Source organism: Streptomyces sp. NPDC059740, assembly GCF_042733155.1.
Taxonomy (GTDB): domain Bacteria; phylum Actinomycetota; class Actinomycetes; order Streptomycetales; family Streptomycetaceae; genus Streptomyces.
In genome coordinates this window covers 644,000-664,601 of record NZ_JBHWGP010000001.1, presented here as the reverse complement: position 1 = coordinate 664,601, position 20,602 = coordinate 644,000, and the positions used below count along the sequence as shown (strand labels likewise).

Genomic DNA, 20,602 nt, shown 5'->3' with positions numbered 1-20,602 from the left:
GGGGGCGGTGGGCCCGGAGCGGCCCGCGGGCCGGCGGTGGCCGGCGTGCGGGGCGGTACCCGGGTGTTCTCGGGGCGGGGGTGCCTCAGGCGGCTTGCACGGGGTGTCCTGGGGCGGGGGTGCGGCGCGGGGCCGGCAGGCGGTGGCGGGTCACGGTCGGCCGCCCGGGGCCGGTCGGCTGCCGTCCGGTCCGTGCACGGCGACGCGGTAGGACCCGGGTCCGCCGGCCGGGCCCGGCGCGTGCGCCAGCACGTCCACCCACGCGCCGCGGGGGTGGCCGCACCGCCGCTCGCAGCCCGACCAGTGGACGGGCAGCGGCCCACCCGCCGCGGCGGCGCGGGCCGCGGCCACCTCGCGGCCCGGCCCGGCGGCCGGCGGTGGGGCGGCGACCACGGCGGCGGCGTCGGCCCGTACGTCGGCCAGCGACTTGGCGCAGCCGGGCCGCCCGGTGCAGGCGGTGACCCCGGCCCAGGGCGAGTCGGCCGAGGCGACGAGGCCGGCCCCGACGGCTTCCGCCAGAGCCTGCGGTGCGCCCGCCGCGGTGAAGCCGGGCAGCACCAGCCCGCGCCACGGCGTCACCCGCACCTGCCCGGCACCCCCGCGGGCCGCGAGCTCGGCCACGGCCCGCCAGGTCCCGGTGGCGACCCGGCCCAGCGGCACCAGCAGCGACAGCGCGGTGAGCCCGTCGGGACCGGCGACGGGTCCCAGGGCGGGCGACCGGGGCAGCGGGGGGCGGGCGGGCCGCGGCGGCTCGGGGGCGGCGTCGCGCACGGTGATGCCGGCGGCGGTGAGCAGCGCCCGCACCCGGTCGGTGTCCAGCGCGCGGTCGGCGGGCAGTTCGCCCACCCGCCAGGCCCGGGCCCCCCGGGGGACGGCGGCGAGGAAACCGGCGGCCACCGCGGTGGCCGCGCGGGGCGCGTCGGCGTGGGCGAGGCGCAGTTCCGCGGCGCCCGGCACCCGCAGCCCGGCCTCGCCGCCGCCCAGGTCGACGAGGGTCACGTCGGCGTCCAGCGCGGCGACGTCACCGCGGCCGTCGTCGCAGGCGAACAGGAAGCGGCCGGAGAGCCGGGCGAACTCCGGGGCGCCGCACAGCAGGGCGTCCAGTTCCGCCACCCACGGCCGCAGGTCGCCGTGGCCGAGGCCGTCGAGTCCGGCCAGCGGCGAGGCAAGGACGTTGCGGACCCGCTCGTGCACGGCCGAGGGCAGCAGTCCCGCGCCGCCCAGCGCGGCGGCGAGCGCGGCGCCGGCGTCGGCGGGCAGGCCGCGGAGCTGGAGGTTGCCGCGGGAGGTGAGGTCGAGGTGGCCGTCGCCCAGTCCGTCGGCGAGGTCGGCGACCAGCGCGGCCTCCGGGGCCGTCAGGAGGCCGCCGGGCAGGCGCAGCCGGGCCAGGTGCCCGTCGTCCGCCGCGTGCAGCCGCAGTGCGCCGGGGCAGGCGTCACCGGGGTCCGGCGCGGACCTGCCGCCTGCCGGGGCCGCGACGGCTCGGGGAGCCGGTGCGTCCGGTTCGGGGGCTATCGCGGGGTTCGCGTCGGGCCGGGACATGGCCGCCACCCTACCGACGAGGGGGCGCCGGGGGTCCGGGCGGCCGGACCGCGGGGCCGCCCGGCCGGTCCCGCGGCCCCGACCGTCGCCACCGCACCGGGCACCGCGGGCGTGCCCCCCGGCGCCCCACGTGCGCCCACCGGTGGCCGGGCGACAGCCCGTAGACTCGCCGGGCGGTCCGAGCGGACCGCACACCCGCCAGCGACGGCGCCGGGAACGCGGCCAGTCCGCGTCCCCGAGGGAGGAAGCCGGTGAGATTCCGGCGCGGTCCCGCCACTGTGAGTCCCGGGAGACCGGGGCGAGTCAGGAACTCCCGCCGTCACTCCACCAGCCCGGGGCGCGGACCCCGAGGAAGGCTCGACGCCGCATGCAGCTTCCGTCCGGGGAGAACTCCCCGCAGTCCCGCATCCTGCTCCTGTCGACGTCCGACACCGACCTGCTGAGCGCCCGCGCGGCCGAGGGCCCGGTCTCCTACCGGCTGGCCAACCCGGCCCGCCTCGACCTGGACCGGCTGCCCGACCTGCTGGCCGGTACCGACCTCGTGGTGGTCCGGCTGCTCGGCGGCGTCCGCGCCTGGGAGGAGGGGCTGGCGGCGCTGCTGGCCCAGGAGCGGCCCGTGGTGGTGCTCACCGGCGAGCAGGCACCCGACGCCCAGCTGATGGAGAACTCCACCGTCCCGGTGGGCATCGCGGCGGAGGCGCACGCCTACCTCGCGCACGGCGGCCCGGCCAACCTCGAACAGCTCGCCCGCTTCCTGTCCGACACGGTGCTCCTGACCGGCCACGGCTTCGAGCCGCCGGCCGCCGCCCCGAGCTGGGGCCCGCTGGCGTACACGCCGACGGCGCAGGCCCCGGGCCAGGACGCACCGGTGGTGGCCGTCCTCTACTACCGGGCCCACCACATGAGCGGCAACACCGGCTTCGTCACCGCGCTGTGCGAGCGGATCGAGGCGGCGGGCGGCCGGCCGCTGCCCCTCTACGTCGCCTCGCTGCGCGCCCCCGAGCCCGAACTCCTCGCGGAGCTGCGGGGTGTCGACGCCATCGTCACCACCGTGCTGGCCGCCGGCGGGACCCGGCCCGCCGAGGCCTCCGCGGGCGGCGACGAGGAGGCCTGGGACGCCGGGGCGCTGGCCGCGCTCGACGTACCGATCCTCCAGGCGCTCTGCCTGACCAGCTCGCGCGCCGAGTGGGAGCGCAACGACGAGGGGCTCTCGCCGCTGGACGCCGCCTCGCAGGTCGCGGTGCCGGAGTTCGACGGCCGCCTCATCACCGTCCCCTTCTCCTTCAAGGAGATCGACGCCGACGGGCTGCCCTCCTACGTCGCCGACCCCGAGCGCGCCGCCCGCGTCGCCGGGATCGTGGTGCGCCACGCCCGGCTGCGCCACACCCCCAACGCCGACAAGCGCCTGGCGCTGGTCCTCTCGGCCTACCCCACCAAGCACTCCCGCATCGGCAACGCCGTCGGCCTCGACACCCCCGCCAGCGCCGTGGCGCTGCTGCGGCGGCTGCGCGAGGAGGGCTACGACTACGGTGACGAGCCGGTTCCGGGCCTGGCCTCCGGTGACGGCGACGAGCTGATACGTGCGCTCATCGAGGCCGGCGGCCACGACCAGGAGTGGCTGACGGAGGAGCAGCTCGCCCGCAACCCGGTCCGCATCCCCGCCGCCGACTACCGCCGCTGGTACGCCACGCTCCCCGGCGAGCTGCGCGAGTCGGTGGAGGAGCACTGGGGCCCGCCGCCCGGCGAGATGTTCGTCGACACCTCCCGCAACCCCGAGGGCGACATCGTGCTGGCCGCCCTGCGCCGCGGCAACCTGCTCATCCTCATCCAGCCGCCGCGCGGCTTCGGCGAGAACCCGATCGCGATCTACCACGACCCGGACCTGCCGCCCTCGCACCACTACCTCGCCGCCTACCGGTGGATCGCCGCCTCCCGCGAGGACGGCGGCTTCGGCGCCGACGCCATGGTCCACCTGGGCAAACACGGCAACCTGGAGTGGCTGCCGGGGAAGAACGCCGGCCTCTCCGCCGCCTGCGCCCCCGACGCCGCCCTGGGCGACCTGCCGCTGGTCTACCCCTTCCTGGTCAACGACCCGGGCGAGGGCACCCAGGCCAAGCGCCGCGTCCACGCCACCCTCGTCGACCACCTGGTCCCGCCGATGGCGCGCGCCGACTCCTACGGCGACATCGCCCGCCTGGAGCAGCTGCTGGACGAGCACGCCTCCATCGCCGCGATGGACCCGGCCAAGCTCCCCGCGATCCGCGCGCAGATCTGGACGCTGATCCAGGCCGCCAAGCTCCACCACGACCTCGGCCTGGAGGAGCGCCCCGACGACGACGGCTTCGACGACTTCCTGCTGCACGTCGACGGCTGGCTCTGCGAGGTCAAGGACGCGCAGATCCGCGACGGGCTGCACGTGCTGGGCAACGCACCCGCCGGCGAGGCCCGCGTCAACCTGGTCCTGGCGGTGCTGCGGGCCCGGCAGATCTGGGGCGGCACCGCCTCGCTGCCCGGCCTGCGCGAGGCGCTCGGCCTGGACGAGGCCGCCGCCACCCGCACCACCGCCGACGCCGCCGAGGAGCAGGCCCGCGCCCTGGTGCAGGCCATGGAGGACGCCGACTGGGACGTGGCCGCCGTCGAGCGCGTCACCGCCGGACTGCCCGCCGAGCGCCGCGAGGCCGTGGCGACCGTCCTCTCCTTCGCCGCCCGGGAGGTCGCGCCCCGGCTGGCCGGCACCACCGACGAGCTCGACCACGCGGTGCACGCCCTGGCCGGCGGCTTCGTGCCGGCCGGGCCCTCCGGGTCGCCGCTGCGCGGCCTGGTCAACGTCCTGCCGACGGGCCGCAACTTCTACTCCGTCGACCCCAAGGCGGTGCCCTCGCGGCTGGCCTGGGAGACGGGCCAGGCGCTGGCCGAGTCGCTGCTGACCCGCTACCGCGACGACAACGGCGACTGGCCGCACTCGGTGGGCCTCTCGCTGTGGGGCACCAGCGCCATGCGCACCGCCGGCGACGACATCGCCGAGGCGCTGGCGCTGCTGGGCGTCCGCCCGGTCTGGGACGACGCCTCCCGCCGCGTCACCGGCCTGGAACCGGTGCCGGTCGCCGAACTCGGCCGTCCCCGCGTCGACGTGACGCTGCGCATCAGCGGCTTCTTCCGCGACGCCTTCCCGCACGTGGTGGGCCTGCTGGACGACGCGGTGCGGCTGGTGGCCGCGCTGGAGGAGAGCGCCGAGGACAACTACGTGCGGGCCCACGCCCAGGCCGACCTCGCCGTCCACGGCGACGAACGCCGGGCCACCACCCGCATCTTCGGCTCCCGCCCCGGGACCTACGGCGCCGGGCTGCTCCAGCTCATCGACTCCCGCGACTGGCGCACCGACGCCGACCTCGCCGAGGTCTACACGGTGTGGGGCGGCTACGCCTACGGCCGGGGCCTGGCAGGGCGCCCGGCGCGCGAGGAGATGGAGAGCGCCTACCGGCGCATCGCGGTGGCGGCGAAGAACACCGACACCCGCGAGCACGACATCGCCGACTCCGACGACTACTTCCAGTACCACGGCGGCATGGTCGCCACCGTCCGCGCGCTGCGCGGCACCGCGCCCGAGGCGTACATCGGCGACTCCACCCGCCCCGAGACGGTCCGCACCCGCACCCTGGTGGAGGAGACCTCCCGCGTCTTCCGCGCCCGGGTGGTCAACCCGCGCTGGATCGAGGCGATGCGCCGGCACGGCTACAAGGGCGCCTTCGAGCTCGCGGCCACCGTCGACTACCTCTTCGGCTACGACGCCACCACCGGCGTGGTCGCGGACTGGATGTACGACAAGCTCGCCCAGACCTACGTCCTCGACCCCGAGAACCGTGCCTTCCTCCAGGAGGCCAACCCCTGGGCGCTGCACGGCATCGCCGAGCGGCTGCTGGAGGCCGAGTCGCGCGGGATGTGGGAGAAGCCCGACCCGCAGACGCTGGCGGAGCTGCGCCGGGCGTTCCTGGAGACCGAGGGCGAACTGGAGGGTGACGACGAGTAGGGCGGTCCGGCGGCCGTAGCGGCCGGTACGTCGTGTCGGGGTCCGCGCCCACCGGGTGGGAGCGGACCCCGACGTGACGCCGCACCCGAAAAATGCGGACGCTCGGCTTCCGCCCGGTTCCGGAGAGTGACGCCCCGACGAGGGCCCGCACCGGCCGCACAGGCGTCAACTGGCGTTTTGCATAGTCGACCTGATGGGAGCACAGTTAGCCGCAACTGCGCCGGGTAACGACCGAGAAAATCACCCGATCGTGGCTTCCTGTCGTGCTCGCCGCCGCGTCGCCTCGCGGCCCGATGTGAAATGACTGTGAAGGGACCGCCTGTGATCTCCGTCGGCTCCAACTTTGTGGGGTAGGCGTCGCGTTGCTCCGCACGCCCGAAGAGATAGTCTTCGGCACTGATCACGGCGTGTCCGCACGCCGCACGGACCGCCTGCCGTACCCCGTTCCTGAGGACTCCCGATGTCAGCACTGATATCCGCCCGCGCTCAGGCGGAGCGCCCGCCACTGGCGCCCGTGGTAAGTGCGACGGCCGTCGCCGTCGTGATCACCGCGGCCCTGTGCTGCTGGGCCGTGCTCACGGCTCCCGCCAGCATCCGCACCCCCATGGCCTGGTGCGGGGGCGCCGCAGCCCTGGCCCTCACCGTCGCCGTCGCCACCGCCGCCCGCGAACGCGCCGTCGCCCACTTCCACCGGGCCCGCGCCCGGGCACTGACCTCCGAGGCCGACGAGCTCGCCCGGCGCACCCTCCCCGAGCTCATCGCCATCCTGCGCGACGGCACCTCCCCCGAGCGGGCCCTGGACCGCCTCCCGCAGAGCACGGTGCCGGCCTTCCGCGAGGTCACCCACACCCTCGCCGTGGAGGTCGGCCGCGGCGAGCGGATGCGCGCGGCGGCCCTCACCGCCTGCGGCAACGCCGCCTCCCGGGTCCAGGCGCTGACCACCAGCATCCTCGCCGACCTGCGCGAGATGGAGAACCGCGCCGACGAGGAGAGCCTCGGCGGCCTGCTCCACATCGACCACCTCACCTCGCAGACCGGGCGGCTGGCCGACTCCATCGCGGTCATCACCGGTTCCCGCACCGGCCGGCGCTGGAACAAGCCCATCGTCATGGAGTCGATCCTGCGCGGCGCGATGGGTCGGATCAGCTCCTACCGCCGCATCCGGCTGCACAACACCAGCAACCGCGCGGTCGCCGGCCACGCCGCCGAGGGCGTCATGCACGCGCTGGCCGAGATCATGGACAACGCGGCCGTCTTCTCCCCGCCCAACTCCGAGGTCCACGTCTACGTCGAGGAGACGCAGTCGGGGCTCATCGTGACGGTCGAGGACAGCGGTCTGGTCATGGGTGAGCGGCAGCTGCGCCAGGCCGAGGACTCCGTCTCGGCGAAGAAGCTGGACTACACCACGATGCCCGGCACCCGGCTGGGCCTCACCGTGGTCGGCTGCCTCGCCCGCAAGCACCGGCTGCGGGTCTCCTTCCGGCCCTCCGCCCGCGGCGGCACCGGTGTGGTCGTCATCATCCCGCGTCAGCTCGTCACCGACCCGCCGCAGGACAAGCTGTTCTACCAGCAGACGCAGCAGCAGGAAGCCGCCCTCCCGCTGGACGCCCGGTCCACCCCCGCCACGACGGTGCCCGACACGGTGGACGCCTTCGGCTGGGACACCACCCCCGCGCCGGCCCGGCGGCCCTCGCTGCCGCAGGCGCCCCACCCCGCACCCTCCTCGGACCGGCCCGCGGCGACCCCGCCGGCCGGCCGGCCCGCAGCCGGCGGCACCACCCCTGCGCCGCCCAACGCCTCCGAGACCACGGGCACGCAGCCGGTGCGCTACGGCGCCAGCGGCCTGCCGATGCGCCGCCGCGGGCAGACGCTCCGCTCCGCGGCGGGCCGTCAGTCCACGACGCCGCCCACGGGGTCGGCGCCGCGCCGCCCGATCCGCTCCAACAAGGAGAACGCAGACCGTTTCCGCGCGTTCCGCAAGGCCGTACAGGGGGACACGGACGGCCGCGGCTTCGCCCTGGGGGACGCCGCCCGCGCCGAGGGGGAACAGCCCCGAGGACTTGACGACGGGTCCGGCTCCGCCGCTTCCACACTCAGCACACCCCCTGTACGTCCGGAGGACGACGCACGATGAACACCACCGACAACAGCCTGGACTGGATGCTGGAGAAGCTCCTGGACAAGACGCCCGGCGCCCGGCACGCTCTCGTCCTCTCGCGCGACGGGCTCAAGCTGTGCCACTCACCGCAGCTGACGGTCGACCAGGCCGACCAGCTGGCCGCGATCGCCTCGGGCATCCAGTCCCTCTCCCACGGCGCCTCCGTGGAGTTCGGTGACGGCAGCGGCGGTGTGCGCCAGGCGATGGCCGAGTTCCACGGCGGCATCCTCTTCATCGTGGAGGCGGGCCACGGCGCCCACCTGGCGCTGGTCGCCGAGGAGGACTCCGACCCCGGGCTCATCGGCTTCCACATGAACGAGCTGGTCGAGCAGATCGGTGACTACCTGCGGGCCGAGCCCCGGGCGTCGGCCCCGCTGCCGGGGCAATCGGCATGAGGCGGCTCGGGCCCGACGACGACCCGGACCGCATCTACATCGTCACCGGCGGGCGGAGCCGCTCCACCGCGGCGCACGTCTTCGACCTGGTGACGCTGATCGTCAGCGAGTGCGAGCCGGCTCCGGGGATGCAGTCCGAGCACGTCCGCATTCTGCGGCTGTGCAAGAGCCCCACGGCGGTGGTGGAGGTCTCCGCCGCCCTGGGGCTGCCGATCGGCGTGGTCCGCATCCTCCTGGCCGACCTGCTGGACACCGGCCGGATCACCGCCCGCCACCCGCACTCCACCACCGCGGTCCTTCCCGACACCGACCTGTTGAAGGATGTGCTCGATGCACTCCACCGCCTCTGAGAGCCTGACCGAACCGAGCGCGCCCGACGGTGAGGCGCTCGACCCCCAGGGCGCCCGGGCCCCTCTGCCCCAGACCGCGACCGAGGGCCTGAAGATCGTCATCGTGGGCGGCTTCGGCGTGGGCAAGACCACGATGGTCCGCTCGGTCAGCGAGATACGTCCGCTGAACACCGAGGAGACGATGACGCAGGCCGGCGTCGGCATCGACGAACCGGTCGGCGTGGAGGGCAAGTCCACCACCACCGTCGCCTTCGACTTCGGACGCATCAGCGTCAACGAGTCGACGATCCTCTACCTCTTCGGCGCCCCCGGGCAGGAGCGCTTCTGGTTCCTGTGGGACCGCCTCTTCTCGGGCACCCTGGGCGCCGTCGTCCTCGTCGACACCCGGCGGCTGGACGACTCCTGGTACGCCATCGACCGCCTTGAGGCCCACGGCATGCCGTTCATCGTGGCGCGCAACGACTTCGGGGGTGAGACCCACACCCTGGACGAGGTACGGGAGGCGCTGGACCTCGCCCCCGAGGTGCCGCTGATCGACTGCGACGCCAGGGACCGCGAGTCGAGCAAGCAGGTTCTCATCGCCCTCGCCAACCACCTCTTCGCGCTGGCCGAGCAGGAGACCGTGTCGTGACCCAGCAGCCTCACTCCGCAGCCCCCGGGTGCCCCGTCCACCCCGGAGCGGTGCCCCTCTACGGCGAGGGCCTCGGCGGCGACACCGCTGCGCTGTACCGGCGGCTGCGCCGGGAGCACGGCACGGTGGCGCCGATCCTGCTGGAGGGTGACATCCCGGCCTGGCTGGTCATGGGCTACCGGGAGGTCCACCAGGTCACCGACAACCCCGAGCTGTTCGCCCGGGACTCCCGCCGCTGGCCCGCCTGGGACCGCATCCCGGCGGACTGGTCGCTGATGCCCTTCGTCGGCTACCAGCCCTCGGTGATGTTCGCCGAGGGCGAGGAGCACCGCCGCCGCTCCGGCGCGATCAGCGACGCACTGCAGATCGGGGACCCCTTCGAACTGCGGCAGCTCTGCGAGCGGGTCGCGGACTCCCTGATCGACGCGTTCTCCGGCGCCGGCGAGGCGGACCTGATGGCGCAGTACGCCCTCAACCTGCCGCTGATGGTCATCGCGGAGCTGTTCGGCTTCCCGACGGACGAGGTCCCCGGCCTCGTGGGCGACATCTCCGACTCGCTCGACGAGAACAAGGACGCCATCGCCGCGCACCAGCGGGTCGCCGACCGCATGGCGCGTCTGGTGGCCGCCCGTCACCAGCGGCCGGGTGCCGACGTCCCCTCGGTCCTGCTCAACCACCCGGCGGGGCTGACGGACGAGGAGATCGTCATCGACCTGCTGGTGGTGATGGCCGCCGCCCAGCAGCCGACCGCCAACTGGATCGGCAACAGCCTCCGCCTGATGCTGACCGACGACCGGTTCGCCCTCACCCTGACCGGCGGGCGCCGCAGTGTGGGCCAGGCGCTGACCGAGGTCCTCTGGCACGACACCCCGACGCAGAACTTCATCGGCCGGTGGGCGGCGCGCGACACCCAGCTCGGCGGGCAGCACATCAGCCGCGGCGACCTGCTGATCATGGGGCTCGCCGCCGCCAACACCGACCCGGACGTCCGCCCCGACCTCTCCGGCCACAGCTCGGAGGACAACCAGGCGCACCTGTCCTTCAGCCACGGCGAACACGCCTGCCCCTACCCGGCACCGGAGATCGCCCGGGTGATGACGAAGACGGCCGTCGAGGTCATGCTCGACCGCCTGCCCGACGTGCACCTCGCCGTCGACGAGAAGGAACTGGTCTGGCACCCGTCCCTGTGGATGCGCGGCCTGACCTCCCTGCCCGTGGCCTTCACCCCCACCCACGGCACCTGGGACGCGGAGTACTGAGGGGTACGGAGTACTGAGCGGGTGCGGGCGGGTCCGGTCCTTCGGGGGCGGGCCCGCTTGCGTCAGGTCTCCACGTCGAGCCGGGCCGTGCGGCCGGGCCACCGCAGGAAGCGAGCCGTACACGGGCTCCGGAGCGGGGCGGCCCCACGGAATCGACACGGTAGGCGGAGTACCGCTTCTCAGTGGCGGACATCACCGCCCGGCGAGCTGCTGGAGTAGCCATCGGCAACCGGCCACAAGCTGTCGCACGTCGGCGTAGGCCGAACCGGCTGACGGTGCCGCAGGGCGCTGACGGAGCCGGAGGAGCCGATCGAGGTGGATCTCCATCCGGTGCCGGTCGAACGAGCCGACGGGCATCACCGCGGCAGTGGTGCGTCCTTCTTCCAGCAACGCCGCAAGGTGGGCCACCAGTTGGCACCGCACCTCGGCCACGGCCTGATGGTTCAGACGGCCGGCTCCCATGGCGGCAGCCCGTCGGAACGTCTCTTCCATCGTCTCCCGGTCGTCAGGCCCGTACCTGGCTGTATCTGCCCGCCTCACGACCGCCTCGCAGCCTGATCACCACAGGTGGCCGACGGATCCCCACCGTCGGGTGTCAGGACCGCGGGCCCGATGAGAAGCATCAGCTCCGTTGCCGGTCCGGGACCAGCGCGCTTCCCGACGTCCAGGCGGACGACGTCGGTCTCGGGGGTGGTGGCGGAGGCGAAAGGCGTGAACACAGGTGCTCCAGTCTTCGGACGTGAAGGCATCCTGAACCGCGCGCCGGGTCACAAGTACCCCTGCGAGGGGCACTCAAGGAAGGGCGTGGCACCACTCGGCGAAACTGCTGAGCGTCTCGGCGTCCCCGCGCTTCAGACGTCGGAGCCTCGCTGCGTCCTCCCGGACCCAACGGTGCTCGCGAACGTGTTGCGGTGCGATGCGGCGAGCGGTGCGCAGCGACTCGAAGGCTTCGTTCGGCCGTCCTGTCCAGAGCTGCGCGCGTCCCAGTTCGATGTAGTAGCCGGATCGGCGTTCAGCAGGCAGCGCCCTCGGGGGAGCCCACTCCCGGACCCCGCATACGACACGGCCCAGGTGTTCTCCGCCCAGGCTCACGGCAACCGACATCTCGTGGATGCGGACACTGTCCGGCCCGAAAGCAGTCCCCCGGTAGATCTGCTCCGGAACGCGGTCTGCGAGTGACCGGGCGGCGCCCAGGTGGTCATCTGCGGCCACCGCGTCCCCTGCCCGGCCGGCGATCACTGCCGCCCTCATGTGGAGGGCCCCACGGGCAGCCAGCGCTTCCGGGGCAGCCCCACCGGGTGCGTCCTCCACAGCCTGTGCAAGCATGCGCAGCCCGGCCGAGTGGGCACCGGAAGAGAAGAACACCTCCGTGCGTACGTACGCGACCGTAGCCGCCACCAGGGGGTCGTCCGCCTGCCCCGCCGCCCACCGCATCACGTCGATGAGCCGCGCGGACACGTCCACGGCTCCGTGTTTGTAAGCCACCGCATCGGCAGCGCGGCAGGCGTCGACCAGCAGGCATGCCACCCGCAGTCGCGCCGGGGAGGACGCCACCGCGCGGCACAGTTCGGCCAGTACGGCCGGGGCAGTCCTGGCGATACGGACGTACTGAGCGCCCAGCCGCCAAGCCACCAGGTCCTCGACGGCTGCCTGCAGATCACTCAACGCGCGTACGGGACCGTCGTCCGGCATCTCGTACGACGCCAGCACCTCTGACAGCGCCGGCATCGCCTCGTGAACCCGGTGACCGCACTGTTCGTCTTGCGGAAGCAACCGGGAGACGTCCACGTCCAGGGCCTGCGCAAGAGCACCCAGCGCCCGGTCGGACACGCCCCGCGCACCCTGCTCGATCTTCCGGACGGTGCCGAGGGCGACGCCGGCGCGGCGCGCCAGGTCTGCCTGTGTCAGCCGGGCCAGGCGCCGCTCGTACGCGACGTGGGGGCCCGACCCGCTGTGCACGATGCTGGCCATGCCGACTCCCGTCCCGTGCGTCCGACCTCGAAACGTAGTCCCGTTGCGCACGTTGCGGATGCGGATACCGCCCCCTTCACCGCTGCGCGCCGCCCCGGCGGTGTTCCTGGTCGGACAGCAGCTCGACGAGTTCGGTCAGGGAGCTCACCTGCCAGTCGGCGGCCCTGGCCTCGGGGCTGTCGGCCCACAACAGGCCGTAGGGTCCCCGGCGGACGTGAGCTGTAGCGAGGCCCGCCCGGGCCGCCGGGCCGATGTCGTTCTGCGGGTGGTCGCCGACGTAGACCACCTCTTCCGGTGCGGCGACTGCCAGGTCCACGAGGCGGGCGAAGAAGTCAGGGTGGGGCTTGGCCACTCCCCAGTCCCCTGAGGTGGCGACGGCGTCCGCCGGCAGTGCCATGGCGCGGAGCAGCTCGCCGGCCCGTGCGGTCTGGTTTCCCGCGACGATCACACGCAGCCCGGCCGCCCGCAGCGAGGTGAACGCTTCGCGGACGTCCGGGTACAGGTCGCTCTCGTCCAGCTGCTCCACCCAGCCCTCGGCGGCTCGCTGACGGTGGGCCGCGGCCACGTCCAGCCCCGGACGGGCGAGCCGGAGGGCGTCGGCGTTGTCCCTTCCCTGGGCGACCACTGCCCCCACCAGGCCGGACAGTGTGTGCCGCGGGACCTCCAGCCAGTCCGCCCAGGAAGCCCATCCGCGGTCGTCACGGATCAGGGTCTCCCCGATGTCGAACGCCACCACACGCATCACAGGAGCAGCCTACGAGACCGGGGGCGCGGACCGCCCTCGTCAGGTGCCGTACAGCGGTGATCACTGCGCCGGGGCGGCCGGCACCTTCCCGCTCCGAGGTCGCCGCCCAGGGCTGATCACCGCCCATACGGTCAGGTCTCAGGCCACAGCCCGCTCCGACGCCGTGAACCGGACCCGGAGTGTGTCCAGGCCGCGGGTGAAGACGCCCTGCTCGGTGGGGGCGGCGTCGGCGGCGAGGGTCATGTCCGGGAAGGTGTCCAGCAGGAGGCCGACGCCGGTCTCGACCTCGGCCTTGGCCAGGAGGGCGCCGACGCAGAAGTGCCGGCCCAGGGCGAACGCCAGGTGGTCGGCGGCGGCGGAGAAGGCCGTGGTGGTCTCCAGGTCGTCGCGGAAGATGTTGAAGCTGTCGGGGTCGCTGTAGCGGCGGTCGTCGCGGCCCGCGGCTCCGATGAGGCAGGTGACGGTGGCGCCCGCCGGTATGGTGCCGCCCGCGATCTCCACGTCCTCGGCGGGCTGCCGCATGATCATCTGCACCGGGGGCGTGAAGCGCAGCGTCTCGGCGAAGGCCCGGGCGATCAGTGACCGGTCCTCACGGACGGCCTTGAGCTGGTCGGGGTGGCGCAGCAGGTTGTGGAGGATGCCCGCGATGGCCTTGTCGGTGGTCTCCCCGCCGGCCGCCAGCAGCAGGCTGCAGAAGGCCTTGATGTCCTCGTCGCTCATGGACGTGCCGTCGATCTCGGCGGCGCAGAGCGTGGAGAGCAGGTCGGCGCCGAGGTTCTGGCGGCGGTTGCGGATGATCGGCAGCATGTAGTCGGCGAACTCCTGCCGGGTCCGCACCCCGCGCTCGGCGACGCCGGGGTCCTGGCTGAGGTTGCCGAGGAAGTCGATGATCGCCGTGTACCAGGTGTGGAACCGGTCGTGGTCGGCGCGGTCCAGCCCGAGCATGTCGACGATGACGTTCACCGGGAAGCGGGTGGCGAACTGCGCGACGAGGTCGGCCTCGCCGTCCTGGCGAAACGCTTCGATGAGCTCCCGCGCGTTGCGTTCGATGACCGGCTGGAAGGTCTCCTGGAGCATGCTGCCGCGGAAGGCGGGTGCCACCAGGGCGCGGCGCACGGCGTGCTCCCGGCCGCTCATCTGGAGAATGGTCTTCCCGTGGACCGGTTCGAGCTGCCAGTCGTAGTTGTCCGTGGTGAAGACCGGGGCCTTGAAGGCCCGGGCCACGTCCTCGTAGCGCGACAGCACCCAGCTCTGGGTGGCCTCGTGGAAGAAGAGGGGGAAGTCGTCCCGCATGACCCGGTAGGCGCTGTAAGGGTCGGCGGTGAATTCCGGCGACAGGATGTCGGGTATCGCAGGGTTCGCAGTCACAACGCTCCTCGTTGTCCGTCTGTGGAGATGTCCCCCGCCCCAAGGTTGTTGTGGTCTGCAGCCACTGGCAAGTGCCACAACCTCGTCGACGGACCACTGACGACCCGTCTGTACCGGTTTCTGCGTGCTTTTTTTCACGTCGCGTCGTCCGTTGTTCGCTCTTCCGTGACGCCGTCCGCTCCTCGCGGCGGACGTCCCACCCCTCCGGGGACGGAGCCGGGGTGTGGAGCCGAGGTGTGGGGTCGAGGCGGTGGCGGGGGCGGTCACGTCGGGGGCCCGGCGACCTGTCGACCCTCGCGACGAGACCGTCTGACGGGGAGTGGGCCGGCGGTGCGAAGGCTCAGAGGTCGAACTCCGCGGGGGATATGTGCAGCGCGAAGCAGACCTCACGGACGACGGCCCGCTCCTTCTGGTCGAAGTGGCCGTCGGCGCCGCCGATGACGACACCGATCTGGACCACCGCACGGGCCTCACCCGGCTTCCTGACCTTGCCGACCACCTGTAGCAGGGACACCTTGGCGAGGTCGTAGTCGGCCGCGAGACGGTCCAGGTTCTCCTCGAAGAGCTGGTGGAGGTCCTTCGCGGGGAAGTTCCGCAGGACCTCGTTGGCCGCTATGAGCTGCGAGACACGGTGCCGCTCGGTGGGGTCGACGGTGCCGTCGGCCGCAGCCACCAGCGCGCAGACCGCCATGCTCGCGTCCCGGAAGGCCCCGCTCCGCAGGTCGTTCTTGGCTGCGGACAACTGCGTCTGCATGGTCTGTGCGGACTCCTTGAAACGATCCCACAGGGCCATCTGGGCCTCCTTGTTCGTCCTGCCGAGCTCGGCGTGATCACACGGCGGGACGAAATCTACCGGTGAGGTGAAGATGGTGTGACGGCCCGTCGGGTCGGGAGCGGAGAAGGCGTGTGAAGCGGTAGCGGCGCGTCTGCTGTGGGGGTGTGACGAGTCGTCGGTCCTGCCGCTCCACCGGCTCACGGTGCCCCCTCGGGGTGCCTCGTCTGTGGTCCCTGTGCAAAGTCGCGCGGGCGGGAGGCTCGTCGTCGCCGTTCCCGCGCGAGGCAGGGGATGCTGTCCGCAGGACACGAACGCCCCACGGGGTACGGCCGCCGTCCCGTGCAGGGTGGCGGCCGTACTTCGTGGGGCGTCGTCGGGGTGTCGTGGTCCCGGGTCGGGGCCGGCGCCGGACGTGTCGGCGCGTCAGGACGGGGAGGCAGCGGGCCTGATGAGGTCGCGGGCGCCTCTCAGCAGAACCTGTCGAAGTCGCCGCGCCGGGCCCCCTGGACGAAGGCGGCTATCTCCGAGCGGGTCATACGCAGCACGGCGGCGCCGGTGTCCTTGGAGTCGGTGATGCCGACCGAGCCGTCCTCGAACTCCGCCAGGGCCACGCAGTCCTTGCTGTAGTCGAGGTCGGAGAAGGTCGACTTGAACCAGGTCCGCTCGGGGGCGTTGTCGTTGCGGTAACCGGGGATCTGCTGTGCCATGTTTCCTCCTGTGCGCCTGGCCGCTGGCCGGTTCGGCAGAGCCACCGTAGGGACCGGAGACACCTGCGGAACAGCCGGGTTGCGTTTTTCACCTCGGTTGCGCTATAAGGCCGGGCGGCCGTCGCGCTGCACCGCCACAGGTCCCTGCCGCCGGCGTCGGGCCGCTTTCCGCCGCCCTCGGACGCTCCCCCGTGTGCGTTGTCCACCGTTTCGCCCCACCCGCCACGGGCACACGGCCCCGTCGACAGAGCCGTCATGCCGTACCTCTGCGGACCGGTCCGGTTCCCGGCCGCTCCTGGCCCACCGCCGCCGCCCGCCGGACCGCACCACCGCCCGCACCACCGCCCGCGTCCTCGTCCGCACAGCCGTGCCGTGGCCCGAGCCCCGTGGTCGGCCCGCCGGGCAGCCGGGTCAGTTCCGGGCCAGGCATCCGGAGCAGAAGGGAGAGGACCCGTGTCCGACGCAGCCGCCCCCGAGAGCCGTCACGACCCCCACCGTCCCGAACAGGCCCGGCACGACGAAGCCCCCGCACACCCGGCGGCCCCTGCGGACCCCGGGGCCCGCCGACGCGGCGAAGGGCCACCGCGGGCGGCGGGCGGGCGGCCGGTGGCCGTCGTCACGGGGGCCGAGTCGGGCATCGGCCGGGCCACCGCGGTCCGGCTGGCGCGGGACGGGATGGACGTCGGCATCACCTGGTACGCGGACGAGGACGCCGCGGCGCGGACCGCGGCCGAGGTGCGCGCGCACGGCGGGCGGGCGGCGGTGGAGCACCTGGACCTGACCCGTCTGCCGGACGCCGCGGATGCCGTGGACCGGCTCGCCGACGCCCTCGGCAGGATCGACGTCCTGGTCAACAACGCCGGCACGGGGACCGCCATCTCCTTCCTCGACACCGACTTCGCCACTCTCCGCGAGGTCGTGGACGTGGACCTCCTCGGCCCGTACCTGTGCTCCCAGCGGGCGGCGCGCCGCATGGTCGGGCAGGGCGGGGGCGGGCGCATCGTGAACGTCACCAGCGTCCACGCCCACCAGCCGCGGGTGGGGGCGGCCCCCTACTGCGCGGCCAAGGGCGGGCTCGGACTGCTGACCCAGACGATGGCCCTGGAACTCGCCGAGCACGGCATCACCGTCAACGCGGTCGCACCCGGGGAGATCGCCACCCCGATGACGGGCCAGGAGGACACCGACGTGCACACCGTCGAACGCCCCGGGGTGCCGCTCGGACGGCCGGGCGACGCCCGCGAGGTCGCCGCCGTCGTCGCCTTCCTCGCCGGGCCCGAGGCCGGCTATGTCACCGGGGCGTCCTGGCCGGTCGACGGCGGGATGCTGCGCATGGGGCCGATGGCCGGTTCGCACCTGACGGACCACTCCTGGCGGCGGCCGTGAGGGGTCGGGGTGTCCCGGTGGCGTGCCTCGGCGACTACCGGGCCGCATCCTCCGGCCTGCCTTCCCACCGCGGCGCGGGCCCACCGGTGCCGGCGGCGGTCCGGAGGTGGTGGTCCCGGGGGGCAGCCCGCAGCAGCCCACGCCTCTCAACGTGACCGGTTCACCACGCCCCGCCGCACCCCGGCCACGCCGAAGTCGTCCACGTGCTGGTGTGCGGCGCGGGCCTCTTCGATGAAGACCTCCACCGCGCGCCAGAAGGGGCGGAAGGCCGCGTCGAACTCCGCGGCTCCCCCCACAGAGCCCTCACGGCGGTCGCCGCGGGGCCGGGGACCACGAGGCTCCTGCCCGCCCTCGGCGAGAGCAGCACGCGCGGCCCGGTAGAAGGGACCGGTGGACCGCTCCAGGGCCAGGGCTGCGGCCGAGGCGGTCTCGGGGCCCTCCAGGTCGACGACGCGGGCGGCCCGGCGCAGCCGCCCGTACTCGGTGACCTCGCGCTCGGTGAGCTCCCGCAGCTCCGTCAGGGTCTGCGCACTGCGCGGCCTGTTGAGCACGGCCGAGATCTCCCAGCACAGCTCGCCCATACGGTGCGCCTGTTCGATGAGGTCGAGGTAGGCGGCGCGTCTGCTCTCCCGCAGCCGTTCGACGCGTTGGGCGCGCGCCGCCGTCTCGGCCTGGGTGCGGGCCGCCCGGGTACTGCCCCGGCTCGTCACCCAGCTCGCCAGCACCGCGGTCCCCCCGGTCACGGCGGCGATGGCGAGTGTCGCGTACATGTCTTCGGCCACGGCGGGCAGCGTACGCGGTCGCCGACGCGGGGTCGGGGGGCCGGGTGCCGGGGCCGGTGCCGCCGGAAGAAGCCCTCGGTCCCAGCTGCCCACGGGCCTCCGGAGGGCCCCGCGCCGGGCTCGGCGCCGCTGTGGACCCGTCGGTGCCCCGGCCTGGTCGCCACCGTCGGTGACGTTCCCGCGCAGGGTGTCGCCGCGCGGTGGGGCCCGGTCGTTCCGCCGCGCGGTGGGGCCCGGTCGTTCCGCCGCGCGTCCCGGCCCTCGGGGTGCCAAGCTGGAGGCGAGGGTCCGGGCGTCCAGGTGCGGGCGCACCGGCCGGGGCCCGTCGCATCGGGGGCGACCGCCATCACCCTGGACGAGGGAGACGCCGCCATGATCACCACCACTCCCGTCAAGGGCTCCCCCGCCTGGCTCGACCTCGGGGTGCGCGACGGCCGGGCCGCGGCCGACTTCTACCGCGCGGTCTTCGACTGGCGCGTGAGGCCCTTCGGCCCCGAGGAGGGGGCGGAGTCCATGGGCGAGGGCTTCGGCCTGCTGGAACGGGACGGCAGCCTGGTCGGAGCCCTGGGACCGCTCACCGAGGAGGGCGCCCGGTCGGCGTGGATGCTCTACTTCCGGGTCGACGACGTGGCGGCGGCGACAGCCGAGGTCGAGCGGCTCGGCGGCACCGTCCGCCTCGGCCCCCGCAGGGTCGAGGGCGCCGGCCGGCTGAGCCAGTGCACCGACCCGCAGGGCGCCGACTTCGCCCTCTGGCAGCCGGTGGAGCAGACCGGCTTCCAGGTCGCGGACGTCTTCGGGGCGCTGTGCTGGACCGAGCTCTACACGACCGACTCGGCCGCCGCCAAGGAGTTCTACGGCGCGCTGTTCGGCTGGCGGACCGACGACATCCCGCTGCCCGGCGGCACCGGCACCTACTCACTGGTCACGCCCGAGGGGGAGGGCGAGGAGCGGATGCAGGGCGGCATCATGCAGATGGCCTCGGAGTTCCTCACCCAGAACCGGGGCCGCGCCTACTGGCATCCCGTCTTCGCCGTCGCCGACTGCGACGCCACCGTCGCCCGCGTCACCGAGGGCGGCGGCAGCATCCAGATGGGGCCGGAGACCGCCGAGGGCGTGGGGCGCATGGCCGTCTGCGTCGACCCCTTCGGTGCCGACTTCGTGGCGCTGACCCCGGAGAACACCTGAGGTCTCCGACAGGCACGCCGCCGGACCACCGGCCACCGGCCGCCCCACCCGCCGGGCCCCCGGCCACCCGACACCGCCGGGGCCGCCCGCTTTCGACCTCCTTCCAGGTCACAGGGCCCAGCGCAACCGTCCCTCCGCCCGGGCCGCCAACTCCTCCTCGGGGGTGCGGCCGTTGAGCCGCGCGCGGGAGTCGTTCGCCGTCCAGCTGTAGACGCCGCGGGTCATCACGGAGGTCGCGTCCTTCTCCAGCGCGCTGTAGACCTCCACCCGCGCGCGCTCGACCTCCTCCTCACCCGGGTCCGCCCGGTGCGCGGTCTCCACCAGCTGTGCCGCCAACCGGAGTTCGCCCTCGGCCAGCAGGTCCCGGGCCCGGGCGGCGAGCACCCTCGCGCCCCCGGCGAGCGCCGCGAGTTCACGGGCGGCGGCGTCCTTGGGGGCGGGCCTGAGGGCTGCCGGGTCCTGGTCGTACCAGCCTCCGTAGAGCCGCCACACGTTGCGCACCACGAACTCCGGCTCGTCGTAGGAGGGACGCAGGTAGGGGCGTTCCAGCAGCTCGGCGGGGGCTTTGACGGTGTGCACGATCTCGTCGAGCGAGGCGCCGGCGTTCATCATCTCCAGCGTCCGGTCGTGGAGGGTGAGCAGTGCCTGCGCGGTGTCCAGCAGCGCGCGCCGGACGCGGTCGGCGCCGGCGATGGGCATGCCGTGGCCGGGCAGCAGCACCTCGGCGTCCAGTCCCGCCATCCACCGCAGCCCCTGGGCCCACTCCAGCGGGTGGCGCTGGACCTTCTGCGGGTTGCCGGCGTTGGGGAAGGCCCAGATGAACATGTCGCCGCAGGCCAGGACGCGTTGCCGGGGAAGCCAGGCCACGGTGGCGTCGTCGGTCTCGCCCTTGACGTGGCGCAGCCGCAGCTCGGTCCCGCCGTGCCGCAGCGTCATGGCGTCGCGGTAGGTGACGTCCGGGTAGCGGTAGTCGGCGGGCCAGGTCAGGCCGGGGAGCTGGAACTGCCGCCGGTTGATGACGGCGTTGTAGCCGCGGGTGAGGCGGTAGCGGTCGAACCGCGGGCCCACGCCCTCCTGGGCGATCACGGTCAGCCGCCGCTCGGTCTCGAAGGGGCCGGTGCCCATGGTGTGGTCGATGTGGCCGTGCGAGTAGACGGCGGTGGTGACCGGTTCGGTGAAGCGGTCACCGAGGGCGGTGGCGAGCAACTGGGCGGTGCGGGCGCTGCCGGTGTCGAACAGCAGCAGCTCGCCACCGTCCCGGACGACGTGGACGTTGCCGAAGGAGGGCCACATGAAGACGCCGTCGGCCACCTCGTGGGGG

17 protein-coding genes and 1 riboswitch are annotated in these 20,602 nt (G+C 73.8%); of the genes, 8 read left to right on the top strand and 9 right to left on the bottom strand.

The genetic code is table 11. The features are described from left to right. Positions 1 to 150 precede the first annotated feature (150 nt). Positions 151 to 1,542, bottom strand: a complete 1,392-nt coding sequence (locus ACFV3R_RS02580) for a cobalamin biosynthesis protein CobG (protein WP_385574002.1) — start codon at positions 1,540 to 1,542, stop codon at positions 151 to 153. A gap of 241 nt (positions 1,543 to 1,783) precedes the next feature. After that, a riboswitch (cobalamin riboswitch) is annotated at positions 1,784 to 1,855 on the top strand. A 54-nt stretch (positions 1,856 to 1,909) separates the two neighbouring features. Here ACFV3R_RS02580 and cobN point away from each other — a divergent pair. The 6 genes from cobN to ACFV3R_RS02550 all read left to right on the top strand — a co-directional run bounded on the left by cobN (position 1,910) and on the right by ACFV3R_RS02550 (position 10,362). Further along, the gene (gene cobN / locus ACFV3R_RS02575; protein WP_385573999.1) at positions 1,910 to 5,569 is read left to right on the top strand and encodes a cobaltochelatase subunit CobN; all 3,660 of its coding nucleotides are present in this window, start codon (positions 1,910 to 1,912) and stop codon (positions 5,567 to 5,569) included. 460 nt (positions 5,570 to 6,029) lie between these two features. Next, positions 6,030 to 7,703, top strand: coding sequence for an ATP-binding protein (locus ACFV3R_RS02570; RefSeq protein ID WP_385573997.1), 1,674 nt, complete (start codon positions 6,030 to 6,032; stop codon positions 7,701 to 7,703). Further along, positions 7,700 to 8,122: a roadblock/LC7 domain-containing protein gene (locus ACFV3R_RS02565; RefSeq protein ID WP_385573994.1), complete on the top strand. Its 423-nt coding sequence runs from the start codon at positions 7,700 to 7,702 to the stop codon at positions 8,120 to 8,122. The genes ACFV3R_RS02570 and ACFV3R_RS02565 overlap by 4 nt, the downstream gene beginning before the upstream one ends. Continuing rightward, the gene (locus tag ACFV3R_RS02560; protein ID WP_385573991.1) at positions 8,119 to 8,472 is read left to right on the top strand and encodes a DUF742 domain-containing protein; all 354 of its coding nucleotides are present in this window, start codon (positions 8,119 to 8,121) and stop codon (positions 8,470 to 8,472) included. The genes ACFV3R_RS02565 and ACFV3R_RS02560 overlap by 4 nt, the downstream gene beginning before the upstream one ends. Then, entirely contained in the window at positions 8,453 to 9,103 is a 651-nt protein-coding gene (locus tag ACFV3R_RS02555; protein WP_385573988.1) for an ATP/GTP-binding protein, read from the top strand. Before ACFV3R_RS02560 ends, ACFV3R_RS02555 begins: the two co-directional genes overlap by 20 nt. Further along, positions 9,100 to 10,362 (top strand): cytochrome P450, encoded by a 1,263-nt coding sequence (locus tag ACFV3R_RS02550; protein WP_385573985.1) that lies wholly within the window; start codon positions 9,100 to 9,102, stop codon positions 10,360 to 10,362. The genes ACFV3R_RS02555 and ACFV3R_RS02550 overlap by 4 nt, the downstream gene beginning before the upstream one ends. A gap of 192 nt (positions 10,363 to 10,554) precedes the next feature. Here the strand turns inward: ACFV3R_RS02550 and ACFV3R_RS02545 are convergent, their stop codons facing one another. The 6 genes from ACFV3R_RS02545 to ACFV3R_RS02520 form a co-directional block, all read right to left on the bottom strand. Further along, positions 10,555 to 10,854: a DUF6415 family natural product biosynthesis protein gene (locus ACFV3R_RS02545; protein ID WP_385573982.1), complete on the bottom strand. Its 300-nt coding sequence runs from the start codon at positions 10,852 to 10,854 to the stop codon at positions 10,555 to 10,557. Between the two features lie 300 nt (positions 10,855 to 11,154). Continuing rightward, on the bottom strand, positions 11,155 to 12,333 hold the full coding sequence (locus ACFV3R_RS02540) for a helix-turn-helix domain-containing protein (RefSeq protein WP_385573979.1): 1,179 nt from the start codon (positions 12,331 to 12,333) through the stop codon (positions 11,155 to 11,157). A 76-nt stretch (positions 12,334 to 12,409) separates the two neighbouring features. Further along, entirely contained in the window at positions 12,410 to 13,075 is a 666-nt protein-coding gene (locus tag ACFV3R_RS02535) for an HAD family hydrolase (protein WP_385574275.1), read from the bottom strand. 141 nt (positions 13,076 to 13,216) lie between these two features. Continuing rightward, positions 13,217 to 14,371, bottom strand: a complete 1,155-nt coding sequence (locus ACFV3R_RS02530) for a cytochrome P450 (RefSeq protein WP_385574271.1) — start codon at positions 14,369 to 14,371, stop codon at positions 13,217 to 13,219. A gap of 415 nt (positions 14,372 to 14,786) precedes the next feature. Further along, positions 14,787 to 15,239 (bottom strand): tellurite resistance TerB family protein, encoded by a 453-nt coding sequence (locus tag ACFV3R_RS02525; protein WP_385573976.1) that lies wholly within the window; start codon positions 15,237 to 15,239, stop codon positions 14,787 to 14,789. A 449-nt stretch (positions 15,240 to 15,688) separates the two neighbouring features. After that, positions 15,689 to 15,928, bottom strand: a complete 240-nt coding sequence (locus tag ACFV3R_RS02520; protein ID WP_385573973.1) for a DUF397 domain-containing protein — start codon at positions 15,926 to 15,928, stop codon at positions 15,689 to 15,691. Between the two features lie 606 nt (positions 15,929 to 16,534). On the opposite strand from ACFV3R_RS02520, the gene ACFV3R_RS02515 reads away from it, so the two are divergent. Further along, on the top strand, positions 16,535 to 17,314 hold the full coding sequence (locus tag ACFV3R_RS02515) for an SDR family oxidoreductase (RefSeq protein ID WP_385574268.1): 780 nt from the start codon (positions 16,535 to 16,537) through the stop codon (positions 17,312 to 17,314). 146 nt (positions 17,315 to 17,460) lie between these two features. Here ACFV3R_RS02515 and ACFV3R_RS02510 read toward each other — a convergent pair whose 3' ends face one another. After that, entirely contained in the window at positions 17,461 to 18,084 is a 624-nt protein-coding gene (locus ACFV3R_RS02510) for a hypothetical protein (RefSeq protein WP_385574264.1), read from the bottom strand. A gap of 384 nt (positions 18,085 to 18,468) precedes the next feature. On the opposite strand from ACFV3R_RS02510, the gene ACFV3R_RS02505 reads away from it, so the two are divergent. Further along, entirely contained in the window at positions 18,469 to 19,281 is an 813-nt protein-coding gene (locus tag ACFV3R_RS02505; protein ID WP_385573970.1) for a VOC family protein, read from the top strand. Positions 19,282 to 19,389: 108 nt separating this feature from the next. Here the strand turns inward: ACFV3R_RS02505 and ACFV3R_RS02500 are convergent, their stop codons facing one another. After that, a complete protein-coding gene (locus tag ACFV3R_RS02500; protein ID WP_385573967.1) occupies positions 19,390 to 20,592 on the bottom strand; it encodes an alkyl sulfatase dimerization domain-containing protein in 1,203 nt (400 codons plus the stop codon). Positions 20,593 to 20,602 lie beyond the last annotated feature (10 nt).

What these genes read in the sequence shown, in the direction of transcription:
- ACFV3R_RS02555 (WP_385573988.1), top strand. Translation starts at nt 8,453, where the DNA reads ATGCACTCCACCGCCTCTGAGAGCCTGACCGAACCGAGCGCGCCCGAC.
- ACFV3R_RS02560 (WP_385573991.1), top strand. Translation starts at nt 8,119, where the DNA reads ATGAGGCGGCTCGGGCCCGACGACGACCCGGACCGCATCTACATCGTC.
- ACFV3R_RS02535 (WP_385574275.1), bottom strand. Translation starts at nt 13,075, where the DNA reads ATGCGTGTGGTGGCGTTCGACATCGGGGAGACCCTGATCCGTGACGAC.
- ACFV3R_RS02505 (WP_385573970.1), top strand. Translation starts at nt 18,469, where the DNA reads ATGATCACCACCACTCCCGTCAAGGGCTCCCCCGCCTGGCTCGACCTC.
- ACFV3R_RS02525 (WP_385573976.1), bottom strand. Translation starts at nt 15,239, where the DNA reads ATGGCCCTGTGGGATCGTTTCAAGGAGTCCGCACAGACCATGCAGACG.
- ACFV3R_RS02570 (WP_385573997.1), top strand. Translation starts at nt 6,030, where the DNA reads ATGTCAGCACTGATATCCGCCCGCGCTCAGGCGGAGCGCCCGCCACTG.
- ACFV3R_RS02510 (WP_385574264.1), bottom strand. Translation starts at nt 18,084, where the DNA reads ATGTACGCGACACTCGCCATCGCCGCCGTGACCGGGGGGACCGCGGTG.
- ACFV3R_RS02580 (WP_385574002.1), bottom strand. Translation starts at nt 1,542, where the DNA reads ATGTCCCGGCCCGACGCGAACCCCGCGATAGCCCCCGAACCGGACGCA.
- ACFV3R_RS02520 (WP_385573973.1), bottom strand. Translation starts at nt 15,928, where the DNA reads ATGGCACAGCAGATCCCCGGTTACCGCAACGACAACGCCCCCGAGCGG.
- ACFV3R_RS02545 (WP_385573982.1), bottom strand. Translation starts at nt 10,854, where the DNA reads ATGGAAGAGACGTTCCGACGGGCTGCCGCCATGGGAGCCGGCCGTCTG.
- ACFV3R_RS02530 (WP_385574271.1), bottom strand. Translation starts at nt 14,371, where the DNA reads ATGCGGGACGACTTCCCCCTCTTCTTCCACGAGGCCACCCAGAGCTGG.
- ACFV3R_RS02565 (WP_385573994.1), top strand. Translation starts at nt 7,700, where the DNA reads ATGAACACCACCGACAACAGCCTGGACTGGATGCTGGAGAAGCTCCTG.
- cobN (WP_385573999.1), top strand. Translation starts at nt 1,910, where the DNA reads ATGCAGCTTCCGTCCGGGGAGAACTCCCCGCAGTCCCGCATCCTGCTC.
- ACFV3R_RS02540 (WP_385573979.1), bottom strand. Translation starts at nt 12,333, where the DNA reads ATGGCCAGCATCGTGCACAGCGGGTCGGGCCCCCACGTCGCGTACGAG.